This is a genomic window from Streptomyces sp. NPDC047014, from assembly GCF_040644195.1.
GTDB lineage: Bacteria > Actinomycetota > Actinomycetes > Streptomycetales > Streptomycetaceae > Streptomyces.
Map to the genome: position 1 here is coordinate 28,222 of NZ_JBEYVX010000042.1, position 21,738 is coordinate 49,959.

Here is a 21,738-nt window from a genome sequence, read left to right on the forward strand (position 1 = left end):
TCAGGCCCGCTCGGGGGTGAAGGGGTGCAGGGAGTCCGCGCCCGGGCCGACGATGCCGTAGCTGCTCTCCGGGACCTCGTGCCAGGCGCCCGGCAGATCGCCGAGGGGTTCCGAGACCACCAGGCGGGTCTCGTCCGAGACTTCCTGGAGGAAGCGCATGTCGGGGTGGAGCCTGCGCAGGGAGTCCACGCGGCTGCTGTAGAAGAGCGAGCGGGACGTGCCCTGGCTGGAGTAGCGGAAGGCCCACACGCTCGTGCCGTCGGTCACCGCCACCGTCATCTGCATCGGGTTCTCCACCCCGTGGTCGCGGCCGATGCGTTCCACCGTGCCGACCATCCGGGCCACCGCCCCCGGCGGGTCCGTCTCCAGGCCGAAGCTGAGCGCCAGGTAGAACATCGTCTCGGAGTCCGTCGTGCCCTCGATCTCCGGGTAGAGGAGCGGGTCGACGAGCATCGCCAGATCGCGGCGCATCGCGTGGAAGCCGGAGATGGCGCCGTTGTGCATCCACATCCAGCGGCCGTGCCGGAAGGGGTGGCAGTTCGTCTGCTGCACCGCCGTACCCGTCGACGCCCGGATGTGGGCGAAGAACAGCGGCGAGGTGACGTGGTCCGCGAGCTCCCGCAGATTGCGGTTGTTCCAGGCGGGGCCGACGTCCCGCAGCAGCGCGGGGGTGCCGTCGTTGCCGTCCGAGTACCAGCCCACCCCGAAGCCGTCGCCGTTCGTCGTCTCCACGCCCAGCTTCGAATGCAGACTCTGGTCGATCAGCGAGTGGGCCGGTTTGTACAGGATGGTGTCGAGCAGCAGAGGGGTTCCCGAATACGCCAGCCACCGGCACATGAGCGCTCACCCGACCCGTCGCCCCGTCCGGTGCGCTGCCGCCGCGCACGGGTGGACGGGGGCCGAGCCCATCGCGCGGAGGGCGCCCCGACGCCGCTCCCATTCTCACGCCGGGTGCCCGGGGTCGCCACAGGGGGCGGGCGCCGCCCCCCGCCCGCGGCTACCAGCCGAAGCGGCGGTCTGCCACCGCCGCGAACTCCTCGAAGCTCAGCACGCGGTCGCCGTTCTGGTCGGCGGCGTCGAACAGCGCCGAGGACTCCTCGTCGTCCCCGACGCCCCAGAAGGGGATCACCCCCTGCGCGGCGAGGGTCGGGCCCTTGGAGCGCAGGGCGCCGATGACCTCGGCACGGGTCAGCGTCCCGTCCTGGTCGAGGTCGAGGGCGTCGAACAGGCGCCGGGCCTTCTCGCTCATCACATGGGTCCTCTCCGCGGTGCGTGCGCCGTCCGGTGGGGCGCGCGTTGCCCAGGAGGACGCGGTACGCCCGCGCGGGGTTGCCTCGCGGGGCTTCTCATCGCCCGGTCACGCGTACGGGTCGAAGGGGATGCCCGGCGGTTTGGCCTTGGCCAGGTGGGAGGCGAAGGAGCCGTCCTTGAGGCCGAAGTGCGCACTGCCGAAGTCCGCCTGGCTCAGCTTCTCCCGCAGGCCCGCGGGATAGCCCGACCAGCCGACGAGCGTCGGGAACTGCCAGGTCCCGCGGTGGTTCTCCGGCGGTTCGTCGTTGGTGTTCGCCGCGCGGAAGCAGTGCGTCCCGATGCCGTCCTTGTGGTAGACGACCTTGGCATGGCTGCCGTCCCAGCGGATCCGGTCCCGGGCGTGGACGGTGAAGTCCCCGTGCGCGGAGGTCGCGACGTACTTCGCCTCCCCGCCCTGCACCCACACCACCACGTGCTCCCAGTCGTGCCGGTGGCCCCCGAGGCTGATGCCGGGAATCGCCTGGTCCTTCTCGAAGTACAGCGCGTACACGATCGCGCACCAGCCGTTGTTGCAGCTGGCGCGGGAGTAGCCGTTGGTGTTGGCGAGGTCCGAGGCGTCCCGGCAGCTGCCGTTCAGGGCGCCGGTGGGGGACAGGCCGGCGTTCAGCACGCCGGTGGGGCCTATCGCGGGCGTCGGATAGCAGCCGTCCGTGTCGTAGTCGTAGGCCGGCTGGAACGCCCGTTCCATCGCGTCGGCGTTCCCGGGCAGGGCCGGCGGCGGGGCGGCGAAGGCCACCTGGGGGACGGCGAGGACCAGGGCGAGGGCGCCGCCGAGGACTCCGAGGGATCTTCTGGTGCGCCAACTCAGGTGCAAAGCATGTCTCCTGACGTGACGTCATGACGGCGGGAGGTGCGTACCGACCCGTCGGCCGGTACGTCCGCAGGCATCCTTGGGCACCGGAGCCCGGGCGGCAAGAGGCCCGCGCCACGCGACGGCCGCGCAAACGGAACCGAACGCGTTCAGCATCCCTCTCACAGGTCGTACAGGCGCCCAGGAGTGAGGAGTTCGGCATGGACGGAAGGCAGCCCAAGGAGATCGCGGCCGCATGGGCACTCACCTGCGCGGCCGTCGCCGCGCACGCCGCGGTCTGGGCGCTCGGCGCGTTCGTCGTGGCGCCCACCGGCTACGACGAGCTGACGGCCACCTCCGGCACCGGCGGCGCGGCCCGCCAGCTCGCCCTCTCCGGCGGGGTGCTGCTCCTCTTCCTCGCCGGCTGGCTGGCCGTGGGCCTGCGGATGCGGGCGGGCCACGGCTGGGCCCGGCTGGTCCTCGCCCTGATCGGGGTCGGCTCCCTGCTCTTCCTCGCCAACGACTTCTCCATGAGCGGTACGGAACTCGGCCTCTGGCCCCTCCTGTCGGCCGTCCCCGACCTGCTCGCCGCCGCCGTCGTGGTCCCGATGTACCTCCCCGCGGCCCGCACCCACTTCCTCACCCGGCCGCACGGGGCCTGACCTGGCACGATCCGCGACCGGACCCCGAACGTCCGCGGCCTGCCCCCCCCGCACGATCTGCGGCCCGGGGCCCGTCCGGCCGCAGGCCCTCCCGAATTCCGCCCGGCGCACGCTCCGACTATGCTCCGGCGAGTGCCGCCCGCCCCCTTGTTCGAACGGGCGGGCCGCACCCGTGCGAAGAGTTCCAGGAGTTCAGTGGTGATCGGGCGTCAGAAAGAACGGGCGTTCATCGCCGAGGCACTCTCCCCGCACGCGGCGGCCGCCTCCGTGCTGCTGCTCGGAGAGCCCGGCGTGGGCAAGACCCTGCTGCTCGACACCGCCGCCGAGGAGGCCGGGCGGGCCGGGACCCGGGTGCTGCGGGTCCGCGGCAACACCGCCGAGACCGGCCTCGCCTTCGCCGGCCTGCACCAGCTGCTCCGGCCCGTCCTGGACGGCGTGGACGCCCTGCCGGTCCGTCAGCGCCGCGCCCTGCTCAGCGCCTTCGGCCTCGGCGAGGACCCCACCCCGCCCGACCTGATGATGATGAGCCTTGCCGTCCTCACCCTCACCTCCCAGGTGGCCTCGGCCGGGCCGCTGCTGCTCGCCGTGGACGACGCCCAGTGGCTCGACCGGGGCAGCTGCCAGGTGCTGGGCTTCCTCGCCCGGCGCCTCGCCGGCGAGTCCATCGGCCTGCTCGTCGCCGCGCGCGGATCCCACCGGCCCGACTGGCTGGACCCGTCCGTCCCGCTGCTGGTGGTGACCGCGCTCGCACCCGCCGAGGCGGAGGAACTGCTCAGCGCGCAGCCCGAACCGCCCGTCGGCCCGGCCCGCCGCCAGGTCCTCGCCACCGCCGCCGGGAACCCCCTGGCCCTGGTGGAGCTGGCCCGTTCGGCCGCGCGGGACGGGCGGGTCCCCGCCACCGGGCCCGTGCCCGTCCCCGTCACCGACCTGCTGGAGCGGACCTTCGCCGACCGGGTCGACGCACTGCCCGGGGCCACCCGTGAGGCCCTGCTCGTGGCGGCCGCCGCCGAGGGCGTGGGGCTGCCCGAGGTCATGGCCGCGCTGCCGCCCGGAACCCCCGCGGACGTATGGCTCCCGGCCGAACGGGCCGGACTGGTACGGCTGCACGCGGACCGGATCGACTTCCGCCACCCCCTGATCCGCTCCGCGATCTACGGCGCCGCCCCCTTCGCCGAGCGCCGGCGCGCCCACCTCGCCCTGGCCGACGTCCTCACGGACGACCCCGACCGCCGCGCCTGGCAGCTGTCCGCCGCCACCGTCACCCCCGACGTCTCGGTCTCCACCGCCCTGGAGGCGGCCGCACTGCGGGCGCTGGGCCGGGGAGCCGTCGCCGAGGCCCTGGCCGGGCTGGAACGGGCCGCCCAGCTGCACCCGGCCCCGAGCGCACGCGCCCGCCTCCAGGCCACCGCCGCCTACGCGGCCGTCGTCGCGGGGGACATCGCACGCGCCGAGGAACTGGCCGCGCTGGCCTCCCGGCTCGACGGGGACCCGGAGGCCCTGCGCTGGATCTCCGCGTTCAGCGGGCTCGTCGAAATGCTCATGCTGCGGATGGAACGGGCCTTCTGCCTGGTCGTACCGGACGATCTGCCCGGCCCCGCGCAGATCGACGGGGGCATCTCCACCATCGCCACCGGCATCGTCTACCACTCCGGCATCCCCGCCCAGCGCGAGCGGATCCTCCCCATGCTCGCCGCCCGCGACGGCGACCCCGCCCTGGCCACGCACCCCTTCCACCTCTGGGACATCGGCGTCACCGACCCCTACCGGCACGGCGCCGCCGTACGCGGCCACCTGCCGGCCGTCACCGCCGCCCCCGGCCTGCTCCCCACCCACAAGCACACCCTCGGCGTGCTGTGCATGATCCTCGACGAGACCGAGACCGCGGTGAGCCTGCTCGGCGAGGTGGTGAACCCGCAGTGGGAGGACGCCGCCGACTTCCACGCCGGGACCACCGCCGCCGACCTCGCCCTGGCCCACCTCGACTGCGGCCGCTGGGCCGACGCCCGCCTCGGCGTCGAACGCCTCGCGGACCGCTTCCTCTCCGGCCGCCGCAACCTCGGCACCGTACGGGCCCTCGCCGTCCTCGCCACCCTGTGCGCCCTCACCGGGGAGACCACCGAGGCCCAGCGCCACGCGGCGGCGGTCCTCGCCGTCACCGAACCGGCCTGCGCCCTCGCCACCACCGTCCGCGCCCGCCGGGCCGCCGCCTGCGCCGCCACCGCCCTCGGGGACCACGCCGCCGCCCACCGCCACCTCCGCGCGCTCTTCGACGGATCCGGCGCACCCCTCCATTACCACCTCTCCTGCTACGCCGTCGCGGACCACGCGGCCGCCGCCGTGCTCACCGGGCAGGCCGAGGAGGCCCGTACCGTCCTGGAACGGGTCACCGCCGAGGTCGGGGACGGCGCCTCCCTGCGCATGCGGCAGATCCTGCTGCGCGCCGCCGCGCTCCTCGCCGCACCGGCCGAGGCGGGCCCGTACTTCCGCCAGGCCCTGGACGAACCGGCCGGGCAGCGCTGGCCCTTCGAACGCGGCCAGGTCTGGCTGGAGTACGGCGAATGGCTGCGCAGGCAGCGCCAGATCGCGGAGGCCCGCACCGCCCTGACCAAGGCCCGCGAGATCTTCGAGGGCCTGGGCGCCGCGCCCTGGGCGGCCCGCGCCGAGGCCGAACTGCGGGCGGCCGGGGTCGCCGTGGAGTCGACACGGCGCAGCGCGCTGCGCTCGCTCAGCCCGCAGCGGCAGCGCATCGTCCGGCTGGCGGCGAGCGGACTGACCAACCGGGAGATCGGGGAACGGCTCGTGCTCTCCCCGCGCACCGTCGGCACCCACCTCTACCAGGCGTTCCCGGTGCTCGGGGTGACCTCGCGCAGTCAGCTGCGCGATGTCGTCGAGGGAGAACCGGGGGACTGAGAGGACGACGTACGTCATGTGACGGATGGCAGCGGCGCCGTCCCGTCCGAGAGTGGGAGCCGAACACCCCGCACCGCACCCGGAGTCGCCCATGGCCGTCGTCCGTTCCACCTCCCGGCTGGCCCCGTCCGAACGGGCCGACCACTGGCACGACCTGGTGTCGGGCACCTTCATCCCGCTCGACGTGGACCTCCACGAGCGCCTGCCCTCGCCCGGGACGATCAGCAGCGACCGGCTCGGCCCGCTCCAGGTCTCCGTGGTCGAGGCCGGCCCGCAGACCGTCTCGCGCAGCGCACGCCGGATCGCCCAGGGCGGCGGCGAGTACCTGACCGTCACCCTCCAGCAGCGCGGCACCGCCCGGCTGACCCAGGACGGCCGCCAGGCCCTGGTACGGCCGGGCACCTTCACCTGCTCGGACGCCGGACGGCCCTACCGCCGCGAGCAGCCCGACGAGTTCCGCTTCACGGCCTTCCGGGTACCCAAACAGGGCCTCGGCCTCTCCGACACCGACCTGAGGGCCGTCACCGGCACCCTCTTCCACGGCGGCCGCGGCACCTCCGGGCTCGTGGCGGGCTATCTGCACCGGCTGGCCGAGCAGGCCGCCGGCTTCGACGCGGGCACCGCCCACCGGCTGGCCCTCACCGCCACCGACCTGCTCGCGGTCCTGGTCCGCGAACGCCAGGGCCGGCTGGACCCGCGCGCCCCAGAAGCCGCGCGGGGCATGCTGGCCCGCGTCCAGGAGTACGTACTGAGCCGGCTCGGCGACCCCGGACTGTGCCCGGAGCGAATCGCCGCCGAGCACCATGTCTCGGTGCGCTACCTGCACAAGCTGTTCCGGGCCGAGGGGACCACGGTGGGCCGCTGGATCCTCCGGGAGCGGCTGGAGCGCTGCCGCCGGGAGCTGGCGCGGGGGAGCGCACCGGCGGTGTCGGCGGTGGCCCAGCGCTGGGGCTTCGTCAGCCCCTCGCATTTCAGCCGGGCGTTCCGGGCGGCGTACGGGATGTCGCCGCGGGAGTGGCAGGCGTACAGCCGCAGCGGCGGCGCCCGGCCGGGCGAGGACTGACCCCGCCCGGCCCGGCGCCCGGCCCGCGGCGCGTCACAGCGTGCGGCGCACACCCGCCTGCCGCTCCAGGTTGCGCAGCTGCACCCCGAGATCGCCCTCCACCGCGTGATGCGCCGGCCCGCTGCGGCCGATCGGCAGCACCTCCTCGCCCCGCATGTCCTCCAGCATCAGCGCGTACGCCGCGTACGCGGACACCAGCGCCACCAGCAGCCCGAACGCCCCGGCCGTGTAACCGAGCCAGTCCGCCCCGGTCAGCCCGGCCAGGCCGGTCGCCGCCCAGCGGGGCAGGGAGACCACCAGGACGAGCCACAGGGCGCGTTTGGGCCGGGTCACCGCCGCCATCAGCGCGCCGAAGCACAGCAGAGTGAGGTTGAAGACGCCGAGCACCCGGTGGCCGCCGGCCGCCCCCACCCCCATGACCAGGGCGTACGCGAGCCAGCTGCCCGCGAAGGTGCCCATGAGGGTGGCCGCGACGACATCCCGGGCGCCGAAGGCGAGGACGCTCACGAGGAACTGGAGGGCGAAGGCGGGCAGCACGCACAGCGCCACGGCCCGGCGGTCCGCCGCCTCCAGGATCCCGAGCTGCAGACAGCCCGTCAGCACGGAGGCGATCGCCACGGTGAAGAAACCGAGCGGCATGGGCGAGGCGATCGGGTGCAGGTTGATCCGCGTCATCGCCCGCAGATCCGGCTCGAACCGCCGCCCGGAACCACCCGCCTGCCTCCCGGCCGTTCCGTCCCCGGTATCCGCCGGGATGGGTCCCGTACTCATCGGCCGGTCCTCCCCGCTCAGTGCGCGAAGCACGGGTCGACGGGACCCGGGGCGGCCGCCCCGGGCACGGTGTCCTCGCGCGCGGCCCGCCACGCGTGGTGCCGCCCGGACTCGGCGACCGCCTCGGCCATCGCCTCGGCCTGGCGGGCCCCAGAGGCGTAGCCGCCGAAGCGGGCGACGGGGCTCCACGCCGGGGAGACCGGCGGAACGGCCTCCTCCAGACCGGCGTACTCGGCCCCGGCGTGCACCACGCGCCCGCCGACCACCGTCAGCACGGACTCGATCTCCGGGATCTCCGCCTCGGGCACGCTGAGGTAGTCGTGCGAGAGGACCGCCAGGTCGGCGTAACACCCCTCCCGCAGCACGCCCTTCACCTCCTCCTCGCCGGTCAGCCGCGCCCCGCCCCGGGTGTACAGGGCCAGGGCCTCCTCCCGGCCGAGCAGCTGCGCCGCCGGCCGCAGGGCGCTCCCGCCGACGGTGCGCCCGGTGACCAGCCAGTGCAGCGCCACCCAGGGGTTGTACGAGGACACGCGCGTGGCATCGGTCCCGGCGGCGACGGGCAGCCCGCGCTCCAGCATGGCCCGCACGGGTGGTGTCCGGGCGGTGAGCTCCGGCCCGTACCGGTCGCGGAAGACGGTGCCCTGGAAGGACATCCGGTTCTGCACGGAGACGGCCCCGCCGAGGGTGGCGATCCGGTCCAGGCTGTCGTCGGAGACGGTCTCGGCGTGGTCGAACAGCCAGCGCCGCCCGCCGGGGAACAGGCCCTCCGCCGCCAGCTTCTCGAAGACGGTGAGGTTCCGGCGGATGGTCTCGTCGTAGGTGGCGTGCAGCCGGAAGCCCCAGCCGTGCTCCATCAGCAGCCGGACCGCCTGCTCGAACTCCGTCTCGTAGTCCGCGTCGAGCGCGGGCCGCGGCTCGGCGAAGTTCTCGAAGTCGGCGGCGGCCCAGGTCAGGTTCTCCCCGGCGCCGGCCAGCCGCAGCCACTCGTCGCCGTCCCCGGGCCGGACCGTCTGCGTCCAGCGCCGCAGGTCCGCGAGCTCCTGCCCCGCCGTCTGCGGGAACAGGTAGTAGGCGATGCGCAGGGTGAGTTCGCCCGAGCGGGCCAGGTCCACCACGGTGGAGTAGTCGCCGGGGAAGTTCTGGAAGCCGCCGGCCGCGTCCAGCGCCGAGGTGAGCCCGAAGCGGTTGAGCTCGCGCAGGAAGTGCACGGTCGAGGTGCGCCGGTCGGCGGCGTCCAGGGCCGGGGCCTTGGCCAGGGTGGAGTAGAGCAGCAGCGCGCCGGGTGCCGCCAGCAGCACCCCGGTGGGCTCGCCGTCCCGGCCGCGGACGATCTGGCCGCCGCGCGGGTCGGGGGTCTCCCGGGTGTACCCGGCGGCGCGGACGGCGGCCCTGTTCATCAGGGCCGACTGGTACAGGTGCAGCACGAACACCGGGGTGTCGGGCGCGGCGGCGTTCAGCTCGGCGACGGTCGGCATCCGGCGCTCCGCGAACTGCTCGGCCGTCCAGCCGCCGACCACCCGGATCCACTGCCCCTTGGGCGTGCGGCCGGCCTGCTCGCGGAGCATCGCGAGGGCGTGGCGCAGGCTGCGGACCCCGTCCCAGCGCAGTTCCAGGACGTAGTTCAGGCCGCCGCGGATGACGTGGAGGTGGGAGTCGTTCAGCCCGGGGACCACCCTGCGGCCGAGCGCGTCCACGACCCGGGTGCCGGGGCCGGTGAGCCCGGACAGCTCGTGGTCGTCGCCGAGCGCCAGGATCCGGCCGTCGCGGATCGCGAGCCCCCGCGCCTCCGGGCGGGCCGGATCCCCGGTGTACACCTTCGCGTTGCGGACCAGGAGGTCGGCCGGGGCACCGCCCGGGGTGGCGGCGGCCCCGGCCGGGGCTATGCCGGCCACGGGCATGCTGGGGCTCCCGCTCATGCCAGGGCCTCGCGCAGGGTGCTGACCGCCAGGCCGATGGCGAGGGACGCGGCCGCGGTCTCCCGCAGGGCGTTCAGCATGACGAAGTCGTGGAGGGTGCCGAGCGCGCGCAGCGCCGTGACGGGCACCCCGGCGGCCCGCAGCTTCGCCGCGTACGCCTCGCCCTCGTCGCGCAGCACGTCGGCCTCGGCGGTGACGACCAGGGCGGGCGGCAGCCCGGCGAGCTGTGCGGTGTCGGCGCGCAGCGGGGAGGCGGTGATCTCGGCGCGCTGGGCCGGCTCGGTCGTGTACTGGTCCCAGAACCAGCGCATGGCGTCCCGGCGCAGGAAGTAGCCCTCGGCGAACTGGAGGTAGGACTCGGTGTCGAAGGAGGCGTCGGTCACCGGGTAGAAGAGCACCTGCTGCACGAAGCGGACATCGCCCCGCTCCTTGGCCATCAGGGTGAGCGCGGCGCTCATGTTGCCGCCCACCGAGTCCCCGGCGACGGCGAGGCGGCCGCCGTCGAGACCGTGCTCCCGGCCCTGGGTGGTGATCCACTGCGCGACGGTGTAGTTCTGCTCGATGGCCACGGGGTAGCGGGCCTCGGGGGAGAGGTCGTACTCGGGGAAGACCACGGCCGCCCCGGCCCCGGTGGCCAGCTCGCGGACCAGCCGGTCGTGGGTGTGGGCGTTGCCGAAGACCCAGCCCGCGCCGTGCACGTAGAGGATCACGGGCAGCGGGCCGGTGGCGCCGGCCGGGCGGACGATACGGGTGCGGACCTCGCCGGTGGGGCCGCCGGGCACGGCGAGCCATTCCTCGTCGACGGGCGGGAGGGTGACGCCCTCGCCGCTCTGGACGTCGTCCACGGCCTTGCGGCCCTCGGCGACGGGGATCTCGTAGAGGAACGGCGGCTTCGCGGTGGCGTCGGCGAACGCCTGGGCGGCGGGCTCCAGGACGGGGCGGCTGGGCACAGGGGGGCTCCTTCGGGGGACGGGGGTGGGGGGACGGTTCAGGATCACGCCGGCGGCCGCTCCCGGGCGGGAGACGGCCACCGGCGCGCCGGAGGGGGACCCGCTCAGCCGAGGAAGGCGAGCAGGGCGGAGTTCACCTCGTCGGCGTGGGTCCACAGCAGGCCGTGCGGGCCGCCGGGGATCACCTTGAGCTCGGCCCCGTCGATGAGGCGCGCGAGCGGGACGGCGGTGGAGTCGACGGGCAGGATGCGGTCGGCGTCGCCGTGGATGATCAGGGTGGGGACGTCGATGCGGGGCAGGTCGGCGCGGAAGTCGGTGAGCCACGCCTGCACGCAGTCGAGGGTGCCCTTGGCGGAGGCGCCGACGGCGACGTTCCAGCTGGCGCGGACGGCCTCCTCGCTGATCCGCTCGCCGCCGAGCACGTCGGTGTTGTAGAAGTCGGCCAGGAACTGGCTGACGAAGGCGAACCGGTCGGCGCGGACACCCTCCTCGATGCCCTTGAACACCGAGCCCTCGACCCCGGCCGGATTGTCGTCGGTCTTGAGCAGGAAGGGCGGTACGACCCCGATCAGGACGGCCTTGGCGATCCGCTCGGAGCCGTAGGCGCCGAGGTAGCGGGTGACCTCGCCGGTGCCCATGGAGAAGCCGGCCAGGACGACGTCGCGCAGGTCCAGCGCGGTCAGCAGCCGGTCCAGGTCGGCGGCGAGGGTGTCGTAGTCGTAGCCGTCGGCGGGCTGGTCGGAGCGGCCGAAGCCGCGCCGGTCGTACGTGATGACCCGGTGGCCGGAGGCGAGCAGCGCGGCGGTCTGCTTCTCCCAGGAGGCCCCGTTCAGCGGCCAGCCGTGGATCAGCACGACGGGACGGCCCGCGCCGTGGTCCTCGTAGTAGAGCTCGACGGGGGCGGAGGTGCCTTCGGCGACCTTGATGTACGGCATGGGTGTGCTCCAGTTCGTGTGCGTACGGGAAAGAACAAAAGGGGGGCCGGGCTACGCCGCCGGCGGGCGGTGCAGGACGAGCCGGCTGAGGAGGCCGCTGCCGAGCCCGGCCGCGAGGACCACGGCCGTCCACCACAGCGGGTAGGGCGCCAGGCCGAGGAAACCGTCCAGGGACCAGCCGCCGGGGCCGGTGGCCGCGAGCGCGGCGGCGGCGCCGATCAGGACGAGCGGGTACTCGTAGCCGTCGTGCTGCACCCAGAGGCCGTTCGGCCATTTCACGGTGAGGGCGACGGTCATCACCCCGATGGCCCCGGTGGCGGCGAGCGGCGTGAGCAGCCCGGCGGCCAGCAGCAGCCCGGAGCCGATCTGGCCGCCGCCCGCCGCGAGGGCGGTGAGCGCCCCGCCGCGGAAGCCGTCGGCGCGGAACTCCCGCGCCCCGCCGTCGAGCCCCTGGCCGCCCAGGTGCGAGCTGATCTTCTGGACCCCGTGGCCGGCGATGAGCAGGCCCACCAGCAGCCGCAGCAGAAGGAGTCCGGTGTCCAAGGAGGTCAGCCGGCCGCGTGCGCGCCGAGGATGCTCTGCGCGTACACCACACCCAGGCCGTAGGCACCCGCGTGCTCCTTGGCGATCTCCGTGACGGCGCCGTACGTCTCCTGGCGCGCCCAGTCGCGCTGGAGCTCCAGCAGGACCTGCAGCCAGGTCACGGGCACCGCGCCGGCGGCGATCATGCGCTGGAGGGCGTGCTCGTGGGCGGCCGGGGTGACCCCGCCGGAGGCGTCGGCGACCACGTAGACCTCGTAGCCCTGCTCCAGCGCCGACAGCGTGGGCAGCACCAGGCAGACCTCGGTCCACAGCCCGGACAGGATGATCTTCCGGCGGCCGGTGGCCTTGACCGCCTCGACCAGGGCCTCGTCCTCCCAGGCGTTCATGCTGGTGCGGTCCACGGGCTTCTGGCCGGGGAAGACCGCCGCCAGCTGCGGCAGGATCGGGCCGGAGAAGGACTCGGCGGCGACGGTGGTCAGCACCGCCGGGACCTCGAAGGCGCGGGCGGCCTTCGCCAGCCCGACCGTGCTGTTGATGATCGCCGCGCGGTCCCCGCTGCCGGTGGCGAAGAACATCTGCGGCTGGTGGTCCACGAAGACCATGACCGCGTTGTCGGGGGTGAGCAGATCCTCGCTGGGGGCGGCGTGCACCCGGGTGATGTCGAACATGGGAGGGTTCCTCTCGCGGAAAACGGGCTGCAAGGAGCAGGCACACAGAAGGGGAGCGACCGCCCGCGGACTCCCGCGACCGGCCACTCCCCGAACGTAGATGCGCGCTGATCAGCGCGGTTGCCCCTGCGCGCCCGGCCACTTGCCCCCGCGCGCACCGCGGCGGAGGACCTACGGCAGCTCCCCGCCCCGCGCCTCCTCCCGCTCCCGGGCACGCTCCGCGTTGAAGCAGGCGCCCGTCAGCAGGGCGAGGTTCGCGAACCACAGCCAGATCACGAAGACGACGATCCCCGCCAGCGAGCCGTACAGCCGGCCGTAGGTGCCCAGCTCGGTGTAGAGGGTGAACAGCGCCGAGGCGCCGAGCCACAGCACCGCCGCCAGCACCCCGCCCGGCAGTCCCCGCCGCGTGCCCCGGCTCTGGGCCGGCCCGGTCCGGAACAGCACCAGCACCAGCAGGATCACCACCACCAGCAGCACCGGCCAGCGCAGCAGCGCGATGCCGTACACACTGCTCCCGTCCCCGCCCGCCGCCCGGACCACCCACCGGGCCACCGGCCCGGACAGCACCAGCCCGGCGGCGCCCGCCACCAGCAGCACCAGCAGCAGCGTGGCGGTGATGATCAGGGTGTGCGCGGCCCGCAGCGGCGGCCGGGTGTCCGGCACCCGGTGCATCGCGTGCAGGGCCCGCCGGAACACGGCGAGATAGCTGCACGCGGACCAGATCGCGCTCACGAGCGCGCCGACGAGCAGCGCCCACATCGACGTATGGGCCATCGTGAGGCCGTCCAGGGCATCCCGCAGCACCTGCGCGGACTGCGGCGGGGCGTAGGAGGTGAGCTGCGTCACCAGCCGGTCCCTGCTCTCCGCGCCCAGCAGCCCCACGAGGGACACCGCGATGACGAGCGCGGGCAGCAGTGCCAGCACGGCGTAATAGGTCAGCGCGGCCGCCTGGTCCGCGACGTTGTCCGTCCACATCCGCGCGGCGGTACGCAGGAGCGCGGCGCGATTGCGCGCCGCGACGACGGAGGCTCGGCCGGCCCGGCGCACGGCCGGGCCCGGAATGTCTGTCACGGGGCGCACGTGCCCCGCGCGCCCCCGGTCATGCGTGCCCGCGCGCTCAGCGGCGCGGATGCCCTTGCTCGGGGTCGTCCTGCGGGGTCTGCCAGGAGCCTCCGCGCGGCTGCGGCGTCACCCCGGCGGAGGGCCGGCGGCGCCGGGCCACGCGCCGGCTGCCCCACCAGAACGCGGCGATGAGCAGCACGGCGATCGCGACACCGACCACGATCAGCAGCAGGGAGGGGGACGCTTCGGCCGAGAGGAACGCTGTGGAGAGGTTCATGGCCCGCGTCTACCCCCGATCACCGCCGTGAACGTTCGAAAGCCCCTGGTGTCGCCCCTGTCTCTCGGGGCAGGCGCGTGAAGTCCATGCCGCCAACACCGACTGAGGAGACATGAACACCGCTCTTCGCCTCCTGACCGTCCTGGGCGGTTCGGCACTGCTCACCGTCGCGGCCGGATGGGCCGTCGACCGGCTGCTGCGCCGAGCCGACGTACGCCATCCCGAGACACCGCTGTGGCACTCACTGCGCCGCTGCCGCCCCGCCCTGCAGATCGTGCTGTTCGCCGCGCTGCTCCGGGGCGCCTACAAGCAGACCGCCTGGGAGCCGCTGCGGGACCACGAGGCGGCCGTCGGCCGGGTCCTGCTGCTCGCCCTGATCGGCGCGGGCGCCTGGCTCGTCGTCGGCCTGGCCTCCGCCGTGGTCGAATCCGGGTACGCCCGCTACGCCACCGGCACCCGCGACCCGGCCCGGGTCCGCCGGGTCCGCACCCAGGTGACCCTGATCATGCGGGTCGTGACCGCGGTCGTCGCCGTCGTCGCGGTCGCCGCGATGCTGCTCACCTTCCCGAGCTTCCGCGCGCTCGGCACCTCCGTACTGGCCTCCGCGGGCATCATCGGCATCGTGGCGGGCATAGCCGCCCAGTCCACGCTCGGGAACCTCTTCGCCGGCTTCCAGATCGCCTTCGGCGACATGGTCCGCATCGGGGACACCGTGGTCGTCGCCGGGGAATGGGGGGTCGTGGAGGAGATCACCCTCACCTTCCTCGCCGTCCGCACCTGGGACGAGCGCCGGATCACCATGCCCGTCTCCTACTTCACCACCCGCCCCTTCGAGAACTGGTCCCGCGGCGGCGTCCAGATGACCGGCACGGTCTTCCTGCACTGCGACCACAGCGCCCCCGTCGACCTGATCCGCGACAAGGTCCACGAGATCCTGCACCAGTGCCCCGAATGGGACGGCCGCGGCTGGGACGTCGCCGTCACCGAGACCACCCCGACCAGCATGGTCGTGCGCGCGATCGTCACCGCCAAGGACGCCGACGACCTGTGGACCGTCCGCTGCGCCGTCCGCGAGCGGCTGGTGGCCTGGCTGTCGGAGAAGCACCCGCAGGCCCTGCCCCGCCTGGTCTTCGCCCCGGCACCGGACGCGGGCCCCGCACCCGGCGGCTTCGGCACCACCGGACGCGTACCGCGGCAGGGCGGCCCGCGCTGACCGCGGCGGGCCGGTCCGCGCCCGCACGGTGTACCGGCGCCGACCGAGGGCACACGGCCTGCATGACCGTACCCAAGACATCCGTCCTCGTCCTCGACAGCGCCGAGCCCGAGCCGCTGGCACGGTTCTACGCCGAACTCCTCGGCGGCACCGTGGGTCCCGCGCCGGGCGACGGCGACCTGTTCCTCGTCACCGGCGCCACCGGGGTCGTCCTCGGCGTCCGCCGCGACCCCGGCCGCGTCGCCCCCAGCTGGCCCGTCCCCGAGGGGAACCAGCAGGCCCGGCTGTCCATCCTCGTCGCCGAGGCCGACCTCGACGAGGCCGAGCGCGAGGCCGTCGCCCTGGGGGCCCGGCCCGTGGCGGCCGAGGACGAGACCGCGGTCCCCGGCTTCCGCACCACCGTGCGCCGCTACGCCGACCCGGCCGGCCACGCCTTCGTCCTCGCGGCGGGCCGCGACTGACCGCGCACCCCCCGCCGCTCCGGCGGGCGGCGGGGGGATGCGCCTCATCCGTAGCTGATGTGCACCGTGCGGAATCCGAGCGAGTGCAGCAGACCCTCCAGCATGGCCGTGGTGTTCCGCTCCGCCCGCTCCGCGAGACCGCTGTCCCGGGCCGCGTCCTGGATGTGCTGCGCGGCCGCCTTCTGCACGGCCTGCTCACTGCCCGGGTTGTCCGAGAAGAGATCGCCGAGCCGGTCCAGCAGACCGCGCTGCTTGGACACCGCGTACGAGCGCTCCGGGTCCAGGGCGGCCGTACCGAGCACGGGGCGCGGCAGGCGGATGGACGCCTCGGTGCGGTCGGCGTTCACGGTGACGCTGCCGTCGTCCAGCCCGCCCATCTCCACATAGCCGCTGACCGTGCCCGCGCCCACGTACAGGGTGCGGGTGCCGCGGATCGCGTCCGGGAGGAAGGCCGCGTCCTTCTCCAGGTCCACCACCACCTGGAAGTTGCCCACGGCGGCCTCGTAACGGTGCATGTCCTGGAGGGACTTGAGCAGGGCGGGACCGGACCGGTCCCGCGTCTGCGAGCCGAACACGTCGCCGAAGGACGGCAAGCGGCCGAACCACCCCAGGAGGGCGACCAGCACCGCGACCACGACAAGGGCGACGGTGATCCGCGCCCACCACGGGCCGCGCGAGCCGCCCGGTCGATCCGAAGAGGTCTCCATGCCCCCCGGATACCCCGCGAACGGGCCGCCAGGCAGCGGCCCTAGCGGTGGCGGGCCAGCGAGTGCACGAGGACGAGGAGGGCGAAGGCGATGACGACGAGGTGCAGCCAGGCGGGGCCCGGCGCCGGGCTCAGGGCCAGCGGGACGTACGGATGCGATGTCATACCGGGCGGATGCCCCGGTCCGCCGCATTGACGCCCTTCCGGGCGGAGGTGGCGGAGGTGTACGTACGCCGATCAGGGGCACGCGGAGGTCAACGACGACGACCGGTCACCCGAAAGGACCCCGTTCATGCTGATGGCTCACCCGGCCGTGCTTCCCCGCCTCGTCGACCGCTACTGGGCCCTGTCGGTCCTGGACGCGCAGAGCGGCACCCCACTGGCCCGCCGTCGGCTGGAGGACGCCGGCTATCTGCTGTGCGTCGCCACGGGCACCTCCGATGTGCACGCCGCGCTGACCGCGGCCCGCTACAGCCTGCCGGGCGCGCGGACCTACGACGACTCGGTGCTGGGACCGCGGCCCGTGCCGCGTCGCTCCGCGGCTTCCTGACCGGCGGGATCCACCGGGCCGGCCGCGGGCGGGATCACTCGCCGGCGGGCCGGCCCGAGGCCAGCCGGGACGCCTCGACCTCGGCCCAGACGGCTTTCCCGTGGTCGTGGACGCTGCTGCCCCAGCGGTCCGACAGGCGCTCCACGATGTAGAGGCCGTGGCCGCCGGGGACGCCCCGCTGCGGGGAGGGGTGGCGCCGGGGGAGGGTCGTCGTACCGTCGAAGACCTCGATCCGCAGGGCGGGGCCCGCGGTGAGGACGAGCTCGACGCAGCCGCCCGCGTGCAGCGAGGCGTTGGTCAGCAGCTCGGAGACGAGCAGCAGCACGTCGTCGGCGGTCTCGTTGCCGTCCCAGCCCCAGTCCACGAGGGCCTGGTGCGTGAAATCGCGTCCCTTGGCCACATGGCCGCGGACGCCCGCCAGGGCGAGCCGGCGCCGCTGCCCGGCAACGGACAGCCCGGAGGGGTGAGGATCGCCCGTCCCCGGCCCGATGGTCTCCACTGTGGTCCTTCACCCCCGTCGTCGACACTGGTTGCTGTTCGCGATCACCGTCCGGCCCTCGCGCACGCCCGTGACAGTCTAGGGCCTGTCCTGCGGATCACCGGGCGATCTTGTCCGCGCATCGGGCTCAGCCGGCCATGTGCAGCCTCAGGGTGAGCCCGTCGGCCGCGGCGCGGATCTCGACCAGGTCGCAGAGCTGGTGGATCATCCACAGGCCGCGACCGCCGTGGGCGGAGGCCAGCGTGGGGCGGCGGCGGCCCGCCAGCGGGTCGGCCAGGTGGCCGCCGTCGCGGATCTCGGCCACGACCCCGGCGCCGGGGGTGCTCCACAGCCGCAGCGCGCCCTTCCCGCCCCCGTGGGAGAGCGAGTTGGCCGCCGCCTCACTGACCGCGAGGACCAGGTCCCCGCGCCGGAGCGGGCTCAGGGCCGTGCCGCGGGCCCAGCCCTCGGTGTACTCGCGTACCTCGCCGAGCTGTCCGTGGGTGTACGGGAGCCACGGCGCGCCGCCCTCCGGTTCGGGCAGGGGGCGGTCGCAGTCGGCGACGACGGGCCCGGCGCCGGCGTAGGCCGCACTGGTCCGGCACTCGCCGCGCTCGGTCACCGAGGGGTGGGTGCGCCGCGCGTCCGACACCACCGCGGCCGGCAGGCCCTGGACGTCGTACGGGCACAGGAAAGTGGCCGGGCGGCCGGCGAAGGCGGTGTTCACCAGGGCCTCGTGGCGGGTGCCCTCCAGCAGCTCGGCCTCCGAGCGGCCCGGCCACAGCGGCTCGCTCACGATCCTGGCCGGACGGCCGGAGTGGCGGTCGGTGAACTCCTGGAGGTCCGCGAGGATCCGGCCGGGATTGCGGCCGGCGGGTGTCATGTCCGTCCAGGTGACCTCGGCGCCGCCGAGGTCCAGGCTCTCGCGCAGGGCGTCCAGGCGCGGACCGGGCACGGCGACGAGCACCGGCTCCCCGGCGGTGACGGAGGCGCGCACGAAGGCCCCCACGTCCGCCAGGTACTGCGCCTGTCCTTCATAGAAGAGAGCGGAGTGGAGGAACGCCCCGGGGTCCGCGGACCCTCGAAGGTTGATCATGCTGCGACCTCCAGCGCGGCACATTCGTCCGGGAACATCTCCACTACCTTGCGGAGCGAGTACGGCGGGTGGTGCAGCAGCAGGCGCCGCCCCTGTCCGGTGACGGTGACGGTCGCCTGTACGAGTGCCGCGACCGCGGCCGTGTCCAGGAAGGCCACGGCCGCGAGGTCGAGGTGCACGACCCGGCCCGGGATACGGGTGACGACGCCGAGCGCCGCACACAGCATCGGGCGGGTGTCCAGATCGCAGCTGCCGCGCAGAAGTGCGCCGGGTCGGTCGCACAGCGGCAGCGCGCTCAGCGCCGGGGCCGCGGCCCCGGGGCGGGTGTCCCCCAGCCGGACGACGGCGTCCGGCCACCCCCGGTCGTCGAAGAGTGACTGCGCGCCGGGGAGTGGCACGGATGCGTCGTGCCGGTCGGGGGAGGGCATGCCCGCCGCTTACGCCGAGAGCATCCCGGCCCGCAGCCGGGTCAGGGTGCGCGAGAGCAGGCGCGAGACCTGCATCTGGGAGATGCCCAGCTCGGCACCGATCTCGGCCTGGGTCTTCTCCTGGCCGAAGCGCAGCTGGAGGATCAGCCGGTCGCGGTCGTCCAGCTGCTCCAGCAGGGGCCCGAGGGTGTGGAAGTCCTCGAACAGCTCCATCGCCGGGTCCGGCTGGCCGATCCGCTCCGCGAGCGGACGCGTCGTCCGGGTGGCCGCCGACGCCTCCTCGTTCTCGGCGGTGTCCAGGGAGCCGCTGGTGTAGCCGTTCGCGGCCACCAGCCCGTCGATGACCTGGTCCTCGGTCAGTTCGAGGTGCTGGGCGACCTCCTTGACCGTGGGGGCGCGGCCCAGCACGTCGGTCAGGGCCTCCTGCGCCTTGGCCAGCTCGGTCCGCAGCTCCTGGAGGCGGCGGGGCACGTGCACGGCCCAGGTGGAGTCGCGGAAGTACCGCTTGATCTCCCCGGTGATGTACGGCAGGGCGAGCGTGGAGAACTCCACCTCGCGCTCGGGGTCGTAGCGGTCGATGGCCTTGATGAGGCCGATGATGCCCACCTGGATGATGTCGTCCATGTCCAGGCCGCCGCCCATCACGCGGGCGCGGAAGCGGCGCGCCGCGAACTGGACGAGGGAGAGATTCATCTCGATGAGGGTGTTGCGGGCGTACTGGTACTCACGCGTGCCCTCTTCGAGGGTGCGGAGCCGGCCGAAGAAGAGCTTCGAGAGCTCGCGGGCGTCACCCGGCGCCACCTCCCGGGCGTTCTTCACCTCGGGGAGTGCCAGTTCCGGAGGCGGCGCTTCCGTTTCGCTGGGCACGGTCGTCGTGACCTGTGCGTCTGTTGCGCGAATGGGGCTTACGGCTGTGGCCGAGCGAGACATGGTGGCCGTTCCCTCCCTAGTGACTGACGGCTGCTCGGGCGCTCTTGCCCCCACTTCTCGTTCTTACTCGTCGTACTCCGGATCTTTTTCAAAATCTCTCTCCGCCCCGTGCCGCCGGGCTCCCGGCGGTCTGAGCGGGTCGATGAGCAGGCATACTCCCTTGCGGAGGCCCGTAGGTGACGATCCGGGGAGGCGGAGACGGACATGACCGGAGCAAGGGACGTGAACCAGGAAGGTGTGGTCGGGGGCGGCTACCCGGCCGGAGCCGGGTGGGTGGTGGCCGCGCACGGCGAGCTGGACCAGGACACGCTGGCCCCGCTGGAGGAGGCGCTGGCCGCCGCGGCGGACCGGCACGGGATGGTGGTGCTGGACGCCGGCTCCATCACCTTCGGGGACTCCTCGTTCCTGAACCTGCTGCTGCGCCTGCACCACCACACCACCCTGCGCATCGCCGCGCCGGGGGAGCAGCTGCGCCGGCTCTTCGCCCTGACGGGCGCCGACACCGTGCTGTCGGTGCACCCCAGCGTCGAGGACGCGGTCGGCGCGTCATGAGGACAGCGAGCCGTCCCGCGCCGTGCCCCGGTGCGGGGAGGGCCCGCCCCCGGGGCGGAAGCAGGCCGTGATCGCCTTGCCCCCGTGCACGGCGTGGACGCTCCAGTCGTCGGCCAGGGTGGCGACGATGCCGAGCCCCCGGCCCGAGGTGGCGCCCATGTCGGAGCGGGCGTCGTTCTCCCGGGGGCGCGGCAGGCGCGGATCGGAGTCCGCGACGCTGACGTGCAGGCAGCAGCCGTCCCACGTCAGCACCAGGTGGGCGGTGCCCGCCGCGTGCAGGTGCGCGTTGGTGACCAGCTCCGACACGCTGAGCAGGACCGAGTGGACCGTGTCCGCCGCGGACGCGGTCCACGGGAGCGAGGCCAGGTGCCCGGCGGTCCACTGCCGGGCCGCCCGCACCCCCCGCGCCACAGGGAACGAACGCGCCCATCCCACTGCCTTGACCGCCAATGTCCTCACCCCACTTCGTCGGTGTTCGCCCGTCCTGGACCCGTCTGCCCGCCGTCGGGGCTTACACCCCTCGAATCCCGTCGATTCCCCCGGGAGGGCCGGGAAGCGTTGCGTACGAGTGATCGGCGGTGCCGTAAGGTCCTTCGGGCGGCGATAGCCTTCGTCGACTGACCGTGTGCAGTGCGGGTCGACCGGATCCCCGGTGGAGCGGGGACCCGGAGTGTCCGCGTGCCCAGTCCCTTTCCCGTGCGCCGGCACGGTCGTTGTCGAACAGTGAGGTTGGCGGGATGGCTGAGCGGACGGGCACCGAGTCTCCGAGCAGGGCCCCGGCGCTCCCGGGGGAGCAGGGGGTCGGCGAGAGCGGGATCGGCGGGAACGGGATCGGCGAGGTGGAGCTGCGGCTGCTGCTGGCCGGCCTGACCGCGGTACGCGACGGGGATTTCCGTACCAGACTGCCCGATACGGCGGACGGGCTGCTCGGGGAGATCGCGACGGTCTTCAACGGGATGACCGACCAGCTCTCGCTCTTCACCTCCGAAGTGACGCGCGTCGCGCGCGAGGTGGGCACCGAGGGCACGCTCGGCGGGCAGGCGGAGGTCCCGGGCGTCGGAGGCGCCTGGCGGGACCTGACGGATTCGGTCAACTTCATGGCCGGAAACCTCACCGCGCAGGTCCGCTCCATCGCCCAGGTCGCCACCGCCGTGGCCAAGGGCGATCTCTCGCAGAAGATCACCGTCACGGCGCGCGGGGAGATCCTGGAGCTCAAGGAGACCATCAACACGATGGTCGACCAGCTCTCCGGCTTCGCGGGCGAGGTGACCCGCGTGGCCCGCGAGGTCGGCACCGAGGGCCGGCTCGGCGGCCAGGCGGACGTCAAGGGCGTCTCCGGCACCTGGAAGGACCTCACGGAGTCGGTCAACGTCATGGCCGACAACCTGACCGCGCAGGTCCGCTCGATCGCGGAGGTCACCACCGCGGTGGCCCAGGGCGACCTGACCCAGAAGATCCGGGTCGAC

26 protein-coding genes are annotated in these 21,738 nt (G+C 74.0%); 8 read left to right on the top strand and 18 right to left on the bottom strand.

The features are described from left to right. From ABZ873_RS21810 to ABZ873_RS21820, 3 genes are all read right to left on the bottom strand, one after another. Nucleotides 1-837 (bottom strand): class II glutamine amidotransferase, encoded by an 837-nt coding sequence (locus ABZ873_RS21810; protein ID WP_360874531.1) that lies wholly within the window; start codon nucleotides 835-837, stop codon nucleotides 1-3. 160 nt (nucleotides 838-997) lie between these two features. Further along, a complete protein-coding gene (locus ABZ873_RS21815) occupies nucleotides 998-1,249 on the bottom strand; it encodes an EF-hand domain-containing protein (RefSeq protein ID WP_360874534.1) in 252 nt (83 codons plus the stop codon). A gap of 108 nt (nucleotides 1,250-1,357) precedes the next feature. Beyond that, nucleotides 1,358-2,125 (bottom strand): NPP1 family protein, encoded by a 768-nt coding sequence (locus ABZ873_RS21820; RefSeq protein ID WP_360874536.1) that lies wholly within the window; start codon nucleotides 2,123-2,125, stop codon nucleotides 1,358-1,360. Nucleotides 2,126-2,322: 197 nt separating this feature from the next. Here ABZ873_RS21820 and ABZ873_RS21825 point away from each other — a divergent pair, with 197 nt between their 5' ends. The 3 genes from ABZ873_RS21825 to ABZ873_RS21835 all read left to right on the top strand — a co-directional run bounded on the left by ABZ873_RS21825 (nucleotide 2,323) and on the right by ABZ873_RS21835 (nucleotide 6,736). Continuing rightward, on the top strand, nucleotides 2,323-2,763 hold the full coding sequence (locus ABZ873_RS21825; RefSeq protein WP_360874539.1) for a hypothetical protein: 441 nt from the start codon (nucleotides 2,323-2,325) through the stop codon (nucleotides 2,761-2,763). Between the two features lie 198 nt (nucleotides 2,764-2,961). Continuing rightward, entirely contained in the window at nucleotides 2,962-5,673 is a 2,712-nt protein-coding gene (locus ABZ873_RS21830; protein WP_360874542.1) for an AAA family ATPase, read from the top strand. A 91-nt stretch (nucleotides 5,674-5,764) separates the two neighbouring features. Continuing rightward, nucleotides 5,765-6,736 (top strand): helix-turn-helix domain-containing protein, encoded by a 972-nt coding sequence (locus tag ABZ873_RS21835; RefSeq protein ID WP_360874544.1) that lies wholly within the window; start codon nucleotides 5,765-5,767, stop codon nucleotides 6,734-6,736. 33 nt (nucleotides 6,737-6,769) lie between these two features. Here ABZ873_RS21835 and ABZ873_RS21840 read toward each other — a convergent pair whose 3' ends face one another. From ABZ873_RS21840 to ABZ873_RS21875, 8 genes are all read right to left on the bottom strand, one after another. Next, nucleotides 6,770-7,411, bottom strand: coding sequence for a hypothetical protein (locus tag ABZ873_RS21840; RefSeq protein WP_360874608.1), 642 nt, complete (start codon nucleotides 7,409-7,411; stop codon nucleotides 6,770-6,772). Between the two features lie 113 nt (nucleotides 7,412-7,524). Next, a complete protein-coding gene (locus ABZ873_RS21845) occupies nucleotides 7,525-9,405 on the bottom strand; it encodes an amidohydrolase (protein ID WP_360874547.1) in 1,881 nt (626 codons plus the stop codon). Between the two features lie 14 nt (nucleotides 9,406-9,419). Beyond that, nucleotides 9,420-10,373 carry an alpha/beta hydrolase gene (locus tag ABZ873_RS21850; protein WP_360874550.1) on the bottom strand — a complete coding sequence of 318 codons (954 nt, stop codon included), beginning with the start codon at nucleotides 10,371-10,373 and terminating at the stop codon, nucleotides 9,420-9,422. Between the two features lie 104 nt (nucleotides 10,374-10,477). After that, a complete protein-coding gene (locus tag ABZ873_RS21855; RefSeq protein ID WP_360874553.1) occupies nucleotides 10,478-11,308 on the bottom strand; it encodes an alpha/beta hydrolase in 831 nt (276 codons plus the stop codon). A gap of 51 nt (nucleotides 11,309-11,359) precedes the next feature. Next, a complete protein-coding gene (locus ABZ873_RS21860; RefSeq protein WP_360874556.1) occupies nucleotides 11,360-11,851 on the bottom strand; it encodes a DoxX family membrane protein in 492 nt (163 codons plus the stop codon). 5 nt (nucleotides 11,852-11,856) lie between these two features. Beyond that, the gene (locus tag ABZ873_RS21865) at nucleotides 11,857-12,519 is read right to left on the bottom strand and encodes a hydrolase (RefSeq protein ID WP_360874559.1); all 663 of its coding nucleotides are present in this window, start codon (nucleotides 12,517-12,519) and stop codon (nucleotides 11,857-11,859) included. Nucleotides 12,520-12,690: 171 nt separating this feature from the next. Then, nucleotides 12,691-13,590, bottom strand: coding sequence for a YihY/virulence factor BrkB family protein (locus tag ABZ873_RS21870; RefSeq protein ID WP_360874562.1), 900 nt, complete (start codon nucleotides 13,588-13,590; stop codon nucleotides 12,691-12,693). Nucleotides 13,591-13,636: 46 nt separating this feature from the next. Further along, nucleotides 13,637-13,858: a DUF6479 family protein gene (locus tag ABZ873_RS21875; protein WP_360874565.1), complete on the bottom strand. Its 222-nt coding sequence runs from the start codon at nucleotides 13,856-13,858 to the stop codon at nucleotides 13,637-13,639. A 112-nt stretch (nucleotides 13,859-13,970) separates the two neighbouring features. Between ABZ873_RS21875 and ABZ873_RS21880 the strand changes: the two genes are divergently transcribed. After that, nucleotides 13,971-15,071, top strand: coding sequence for a mechanosensitive ion channel domain-containing protein (locus tag ABZ873_RS21880; protein ID WP_360874568.1), 1,101 nt, complete (start codon nucleotides 13,971-13,973; stop codon nucleotides 15,069-15,071). A gap of 62 nt (nucleotides 15,072-15,133) precedes the next feature. Beyond that, nucleotides 15,134-15,532 (top strand): VOC family protein, encoded by a 399-nt coding sequence (locus ABZ873_RS21885; RefSeq protein WP_360874571.1) that lies wholly within the window; start codon nucleotides 15,134-15,136, stop codon nucleotides 15,530-15,532. A 44-nt stretch (nucleotides 15,533-15,576) separates the two neighbouring features. Here ABZ873_RS21885 and ABZ873_RS21890 read toward each other — a convergent pair whose 3' ends face one another. Both ABZ873_RS21890 and ABZ873_RS21895 read right to left on the bottom strand, forming a co-directional pair. Continuing rightward, nucleotides 15,577-16,239 (bottom strand): DUF4230 domain-containing protein, encoded by a 663-nt coding sequence (locus ABZ873_RS21890; protein ID WP_360874574.1) that lies wholly within the window; start codon nucleotides 16,237-16,239, stop codon nucleotides 15,577-15,579. A 41-nt stretch (nucleotides 16,240-16,280) separates the two neighbouring features. Beyond that, a complete protein-coding gene (locus ABZ873_RS21895) occupies nucleotides 16,281-16,403 on the bottom strand; it encodes a hypothetical protein (RefSeq protein WP_360874577.1) in 123 nt (40 codons plus the stop codon). A 127-nt stretch (nucleotides 16,404-16,530) separates the two neighbouring features. Here ABZ873_RS21895 and ABZ873_RS21900 point away from each other — a divergent pair, with 127 nt between their 5' ends. Beyond that, complete coding sequence (locus ABZ873_RS21900) at nucleotides 16,531-16,788, top strand: DUF5133 domain-containing protein (RefSeq protein WP_360874579.1); 258 nt, start codon at nucleotides 16,531-16,533, stop codon at nucleotides 16,786-16,788. Nucleotides 16,789-16,822: 34 nt separating this feature from the next. On the opposite strand, the gene ABZ873_RS21905 is transcribed toward ABZ873_RS21900, so the two are convergent. The 4 genes from ABZ873_RS21905 to ABZ873_RS21920 all read right to left on the bottom strand — a co-directional run bounded on the left by ABZ873_RS21905 (nucleotide 16,823) and on the right by ABZ873_RS21920 (nucleotide 19,720). Continuing rightward, on the bottom strand, nucleotides 16,823-17,287 hold the full coding sequence (locus tag ABZ873_RS21905; RefSeq protein ID WP_360874582.1) for an ATP-binding protein: 465 nt from the start codon (nucleotides 17,285-17,287) through the stop codon (nucleotides 16,823-16,825). 127 nt (nucleotides 17,288-17,414) lie between these two features. Beyond that, complete coding sequence (locus ABZ873_RS21910; protein ID WP_360874585.1) at nucleotides 17,415-18,362, bottom strand: sensor histidine kinase; 948 nt, start codon at nucleotides 18,360-18,362, stop codon at nucleotides 17,415-17,417. After that, nucleotides 18,359-18,790, bottom strand: a complete 432-nt coding sequence (locus ABZ873_RS21915; protein ID WP_360874587.1) for an STAS domain-containing protein — start codon at nucleotides 18,788-18,790, stop codon at nucleotides 18,359-18,361. Before ABZ873_RS21915 ends, ABZ873_RS21910 begins: the two co-directional genes overlap by 4 nt. A 9-nt stretch (nucleotides 18,791-18,799) precedes the next feature. Further along, nucleotides 18,800-19,720 (bottom strand): SigB/SigF/SigG family RNA polymerase sigma factor, encoded by a 921-nt coding sequence (locus ABZ873_RS21920; protein WP_360874590.1) that lies wholly within the window; start codon nucleotides 19,718-19,720, stop codon nucleotides 18,800-18,802. 204 nt (nucleotides 19,721-19,924) lie between these two features. Here ABZ873_RS21920 and ABZ873_RS21925 point away from each other — a divergent pair, with 204 nt between their 5' ends. Further along, a complete protein-coding gene (locus tag ABZ873_RS21925; RefSeq protein ID WP_360874593.1) occupies nucleotides 19,925-20,272 on the top strand; it encodes an STAS domain-containing protein in 348 nt (115 codons plus the stop codon). On the opposite strand, the gene ABZ873_RS21930 is transcribed toward ABZ873_RS21925, so the two are convergent. After that, nucleotides 20,267-20,671: an ATP-binding protein gene (locus tag ABZ873_RS21930; RefSeq protein WP_360874596.1), complete on the bottom strand. Its 405-nt coding sequence runs from the start codon at nucleotides 20,669-20,671 to the stop codon at nucleotides 20,267-20,269. The genes ABZ873_RS21925 and ABZ873_RS21930 overlap by 6 nt on opposite strands. Nucleotides 20,672-21,009: 338 nt before the next feature. Between ABZ873_RS21930 and ABZ873_RS21935 the strand changes: the two genes are divergently transcribed. Then, nucleotides 21,010-21,738, top strand: a 729-nt coding sequence (locus ABZ873_RS21935) for a HAMP domain-containing protein (RefSeq protein WP_360874599.1), incomplete at its 3' end; no start/stop codon positions are given.

Excerpts from the sequence above, each read along its gene's own strand:
- ABZ873_RS21810 (WP_360874531.1), bottom strand. The coding sequence starts at position 837 with ATGTGCCGGTGGCTGGCGTATTCGGGAACCCCTCTGCTGCTCGACACC.
- ABZ873_RS21815 (WP_360874534.1), bottom strand. The coding sequence starts at position 1,249 with ATGAGCGAGAAGGCCCGGCGCCTGTTCGACGCCCTCGACCTCGACCAG.
- ABZ873_RS21825 (WP_360874539.1), top strand. The coding sequence starts at position 2,323 with ATGGACGGAAGGCAGCCCAAGGAGATCGCGGCCGCATGGGCACTCACC.
- ABZ873_RS21835 (WP_360874544.1), top strand. The coding sequence starts at position 5,765 with ATGGCCGTCGTCCGTTCCACCTCCCGGCTGGCCCCGTCCGAACGGGCC.
- ABZ873_RS21840 (WP_360874608.1), bottom strand. The coding sequence starts at position 7,411 with ATGACGCGGATCAACCTGCACCCGATCGCCTCGCCCATGCCGCTCGGT.
- ABZ873_RS21845 (WP_360874547.1), bottom strand. The coding sequence starts at position 9,405 with ATGCCCGTGGCCGGCATAGCCCCGGCCGGGGCCGCCGCCACCCCGGGC.
- ABZ873_RS21855 (WP_360874553.1), bottom strand. The coding sequence starts at position 11,308 with ATGCCGTACATCAAGGTCGCCGAAGGCACCTCCGCCCCCGTCGAGCTC.
- ABZ873_RS21865 (WP_360874559.1), bottom strand. The coding sequence starts at position 12,519 with ATGTTCGACATCACCCGGGTGCACGCCGCCCCCAGCGAGGATCTGCTC.
- ABZ873_RS21875 (WP_360874565.1), bottom strand. The coding sequence starts at position 13,858 with ATGAACCTCTCCACAGCGTTCCTCTCGGCCGAAGCGTCCCCCTCCCTG.
- ABZ873_RS21880 (WP_360874568.1), top strand. The coding sequence starts at position 13,971 with ATGAACACCGCTCTTCGCCTCCTGACCGTCCTGGGCGGTTCGGCACTG.
- ABZ873_RS21885 (WP_360874571.1), top strand. The coding sequence starts at position 15,134 with ATGACCGTACCCAAGACATCCGTCCTCGTCCTCGACAGCGCCGAGCCC.
- ABZ873_RS21890 (WP_360874574.1), bottom strand. The coding sequence starts at position 16,239 with ATGGAGACCTCTTCGGATCGACCGGGCGGCTCGCGCGGCCCGTGGTGG.
- ABZ873_RS21895 (WP_360874577.1), bottom strand. The coding sequence starts at position 16,403 with ATGACATCGCATCCGTACGTCCCGCTGGCCCTGAGCCCGGCGCCGGGC.
- ABZ873_RS21900 (WP_360874579.1), top strand. The coding sequence starts at position 16,531 with ATGCTGATGGCTCACCCGGCCGTGCTTCCCCGCCTCGTCGACCGCTAC.
- ABZ873_RS21910 (WP_360874585.1), bottom strand. The coding sequence starts at position 18,362 with ATGATCAACCTTCGAGGGTCCGCGGACCCCGGGGCGTTCCTCCACTCC.
- ABZ873_RS21915 (WP_360874587.1), bottom strand. The coding sequence starts at position 18,790 with ATGCCCTCCCCCGACCGGCACGACGCATCCGTGCCACTCCCCGGCGCG.
- ABZ873_RS21920 (WP_360874590.1), bottom strand. The coding sequence starts at position 19,720 with ATGTCTCGCTCGGCCACAGCCGTAAGCCCCATTCGCGCAACAGACGCA.
- ABZ873_RS21925 (WP_360874593.1), top strand. The coding sequence starts at position 19,925 with ATGACCGGAGCAAGGGACGTGAACCAGGAAGGTGTGGTCGGGGGCGGC.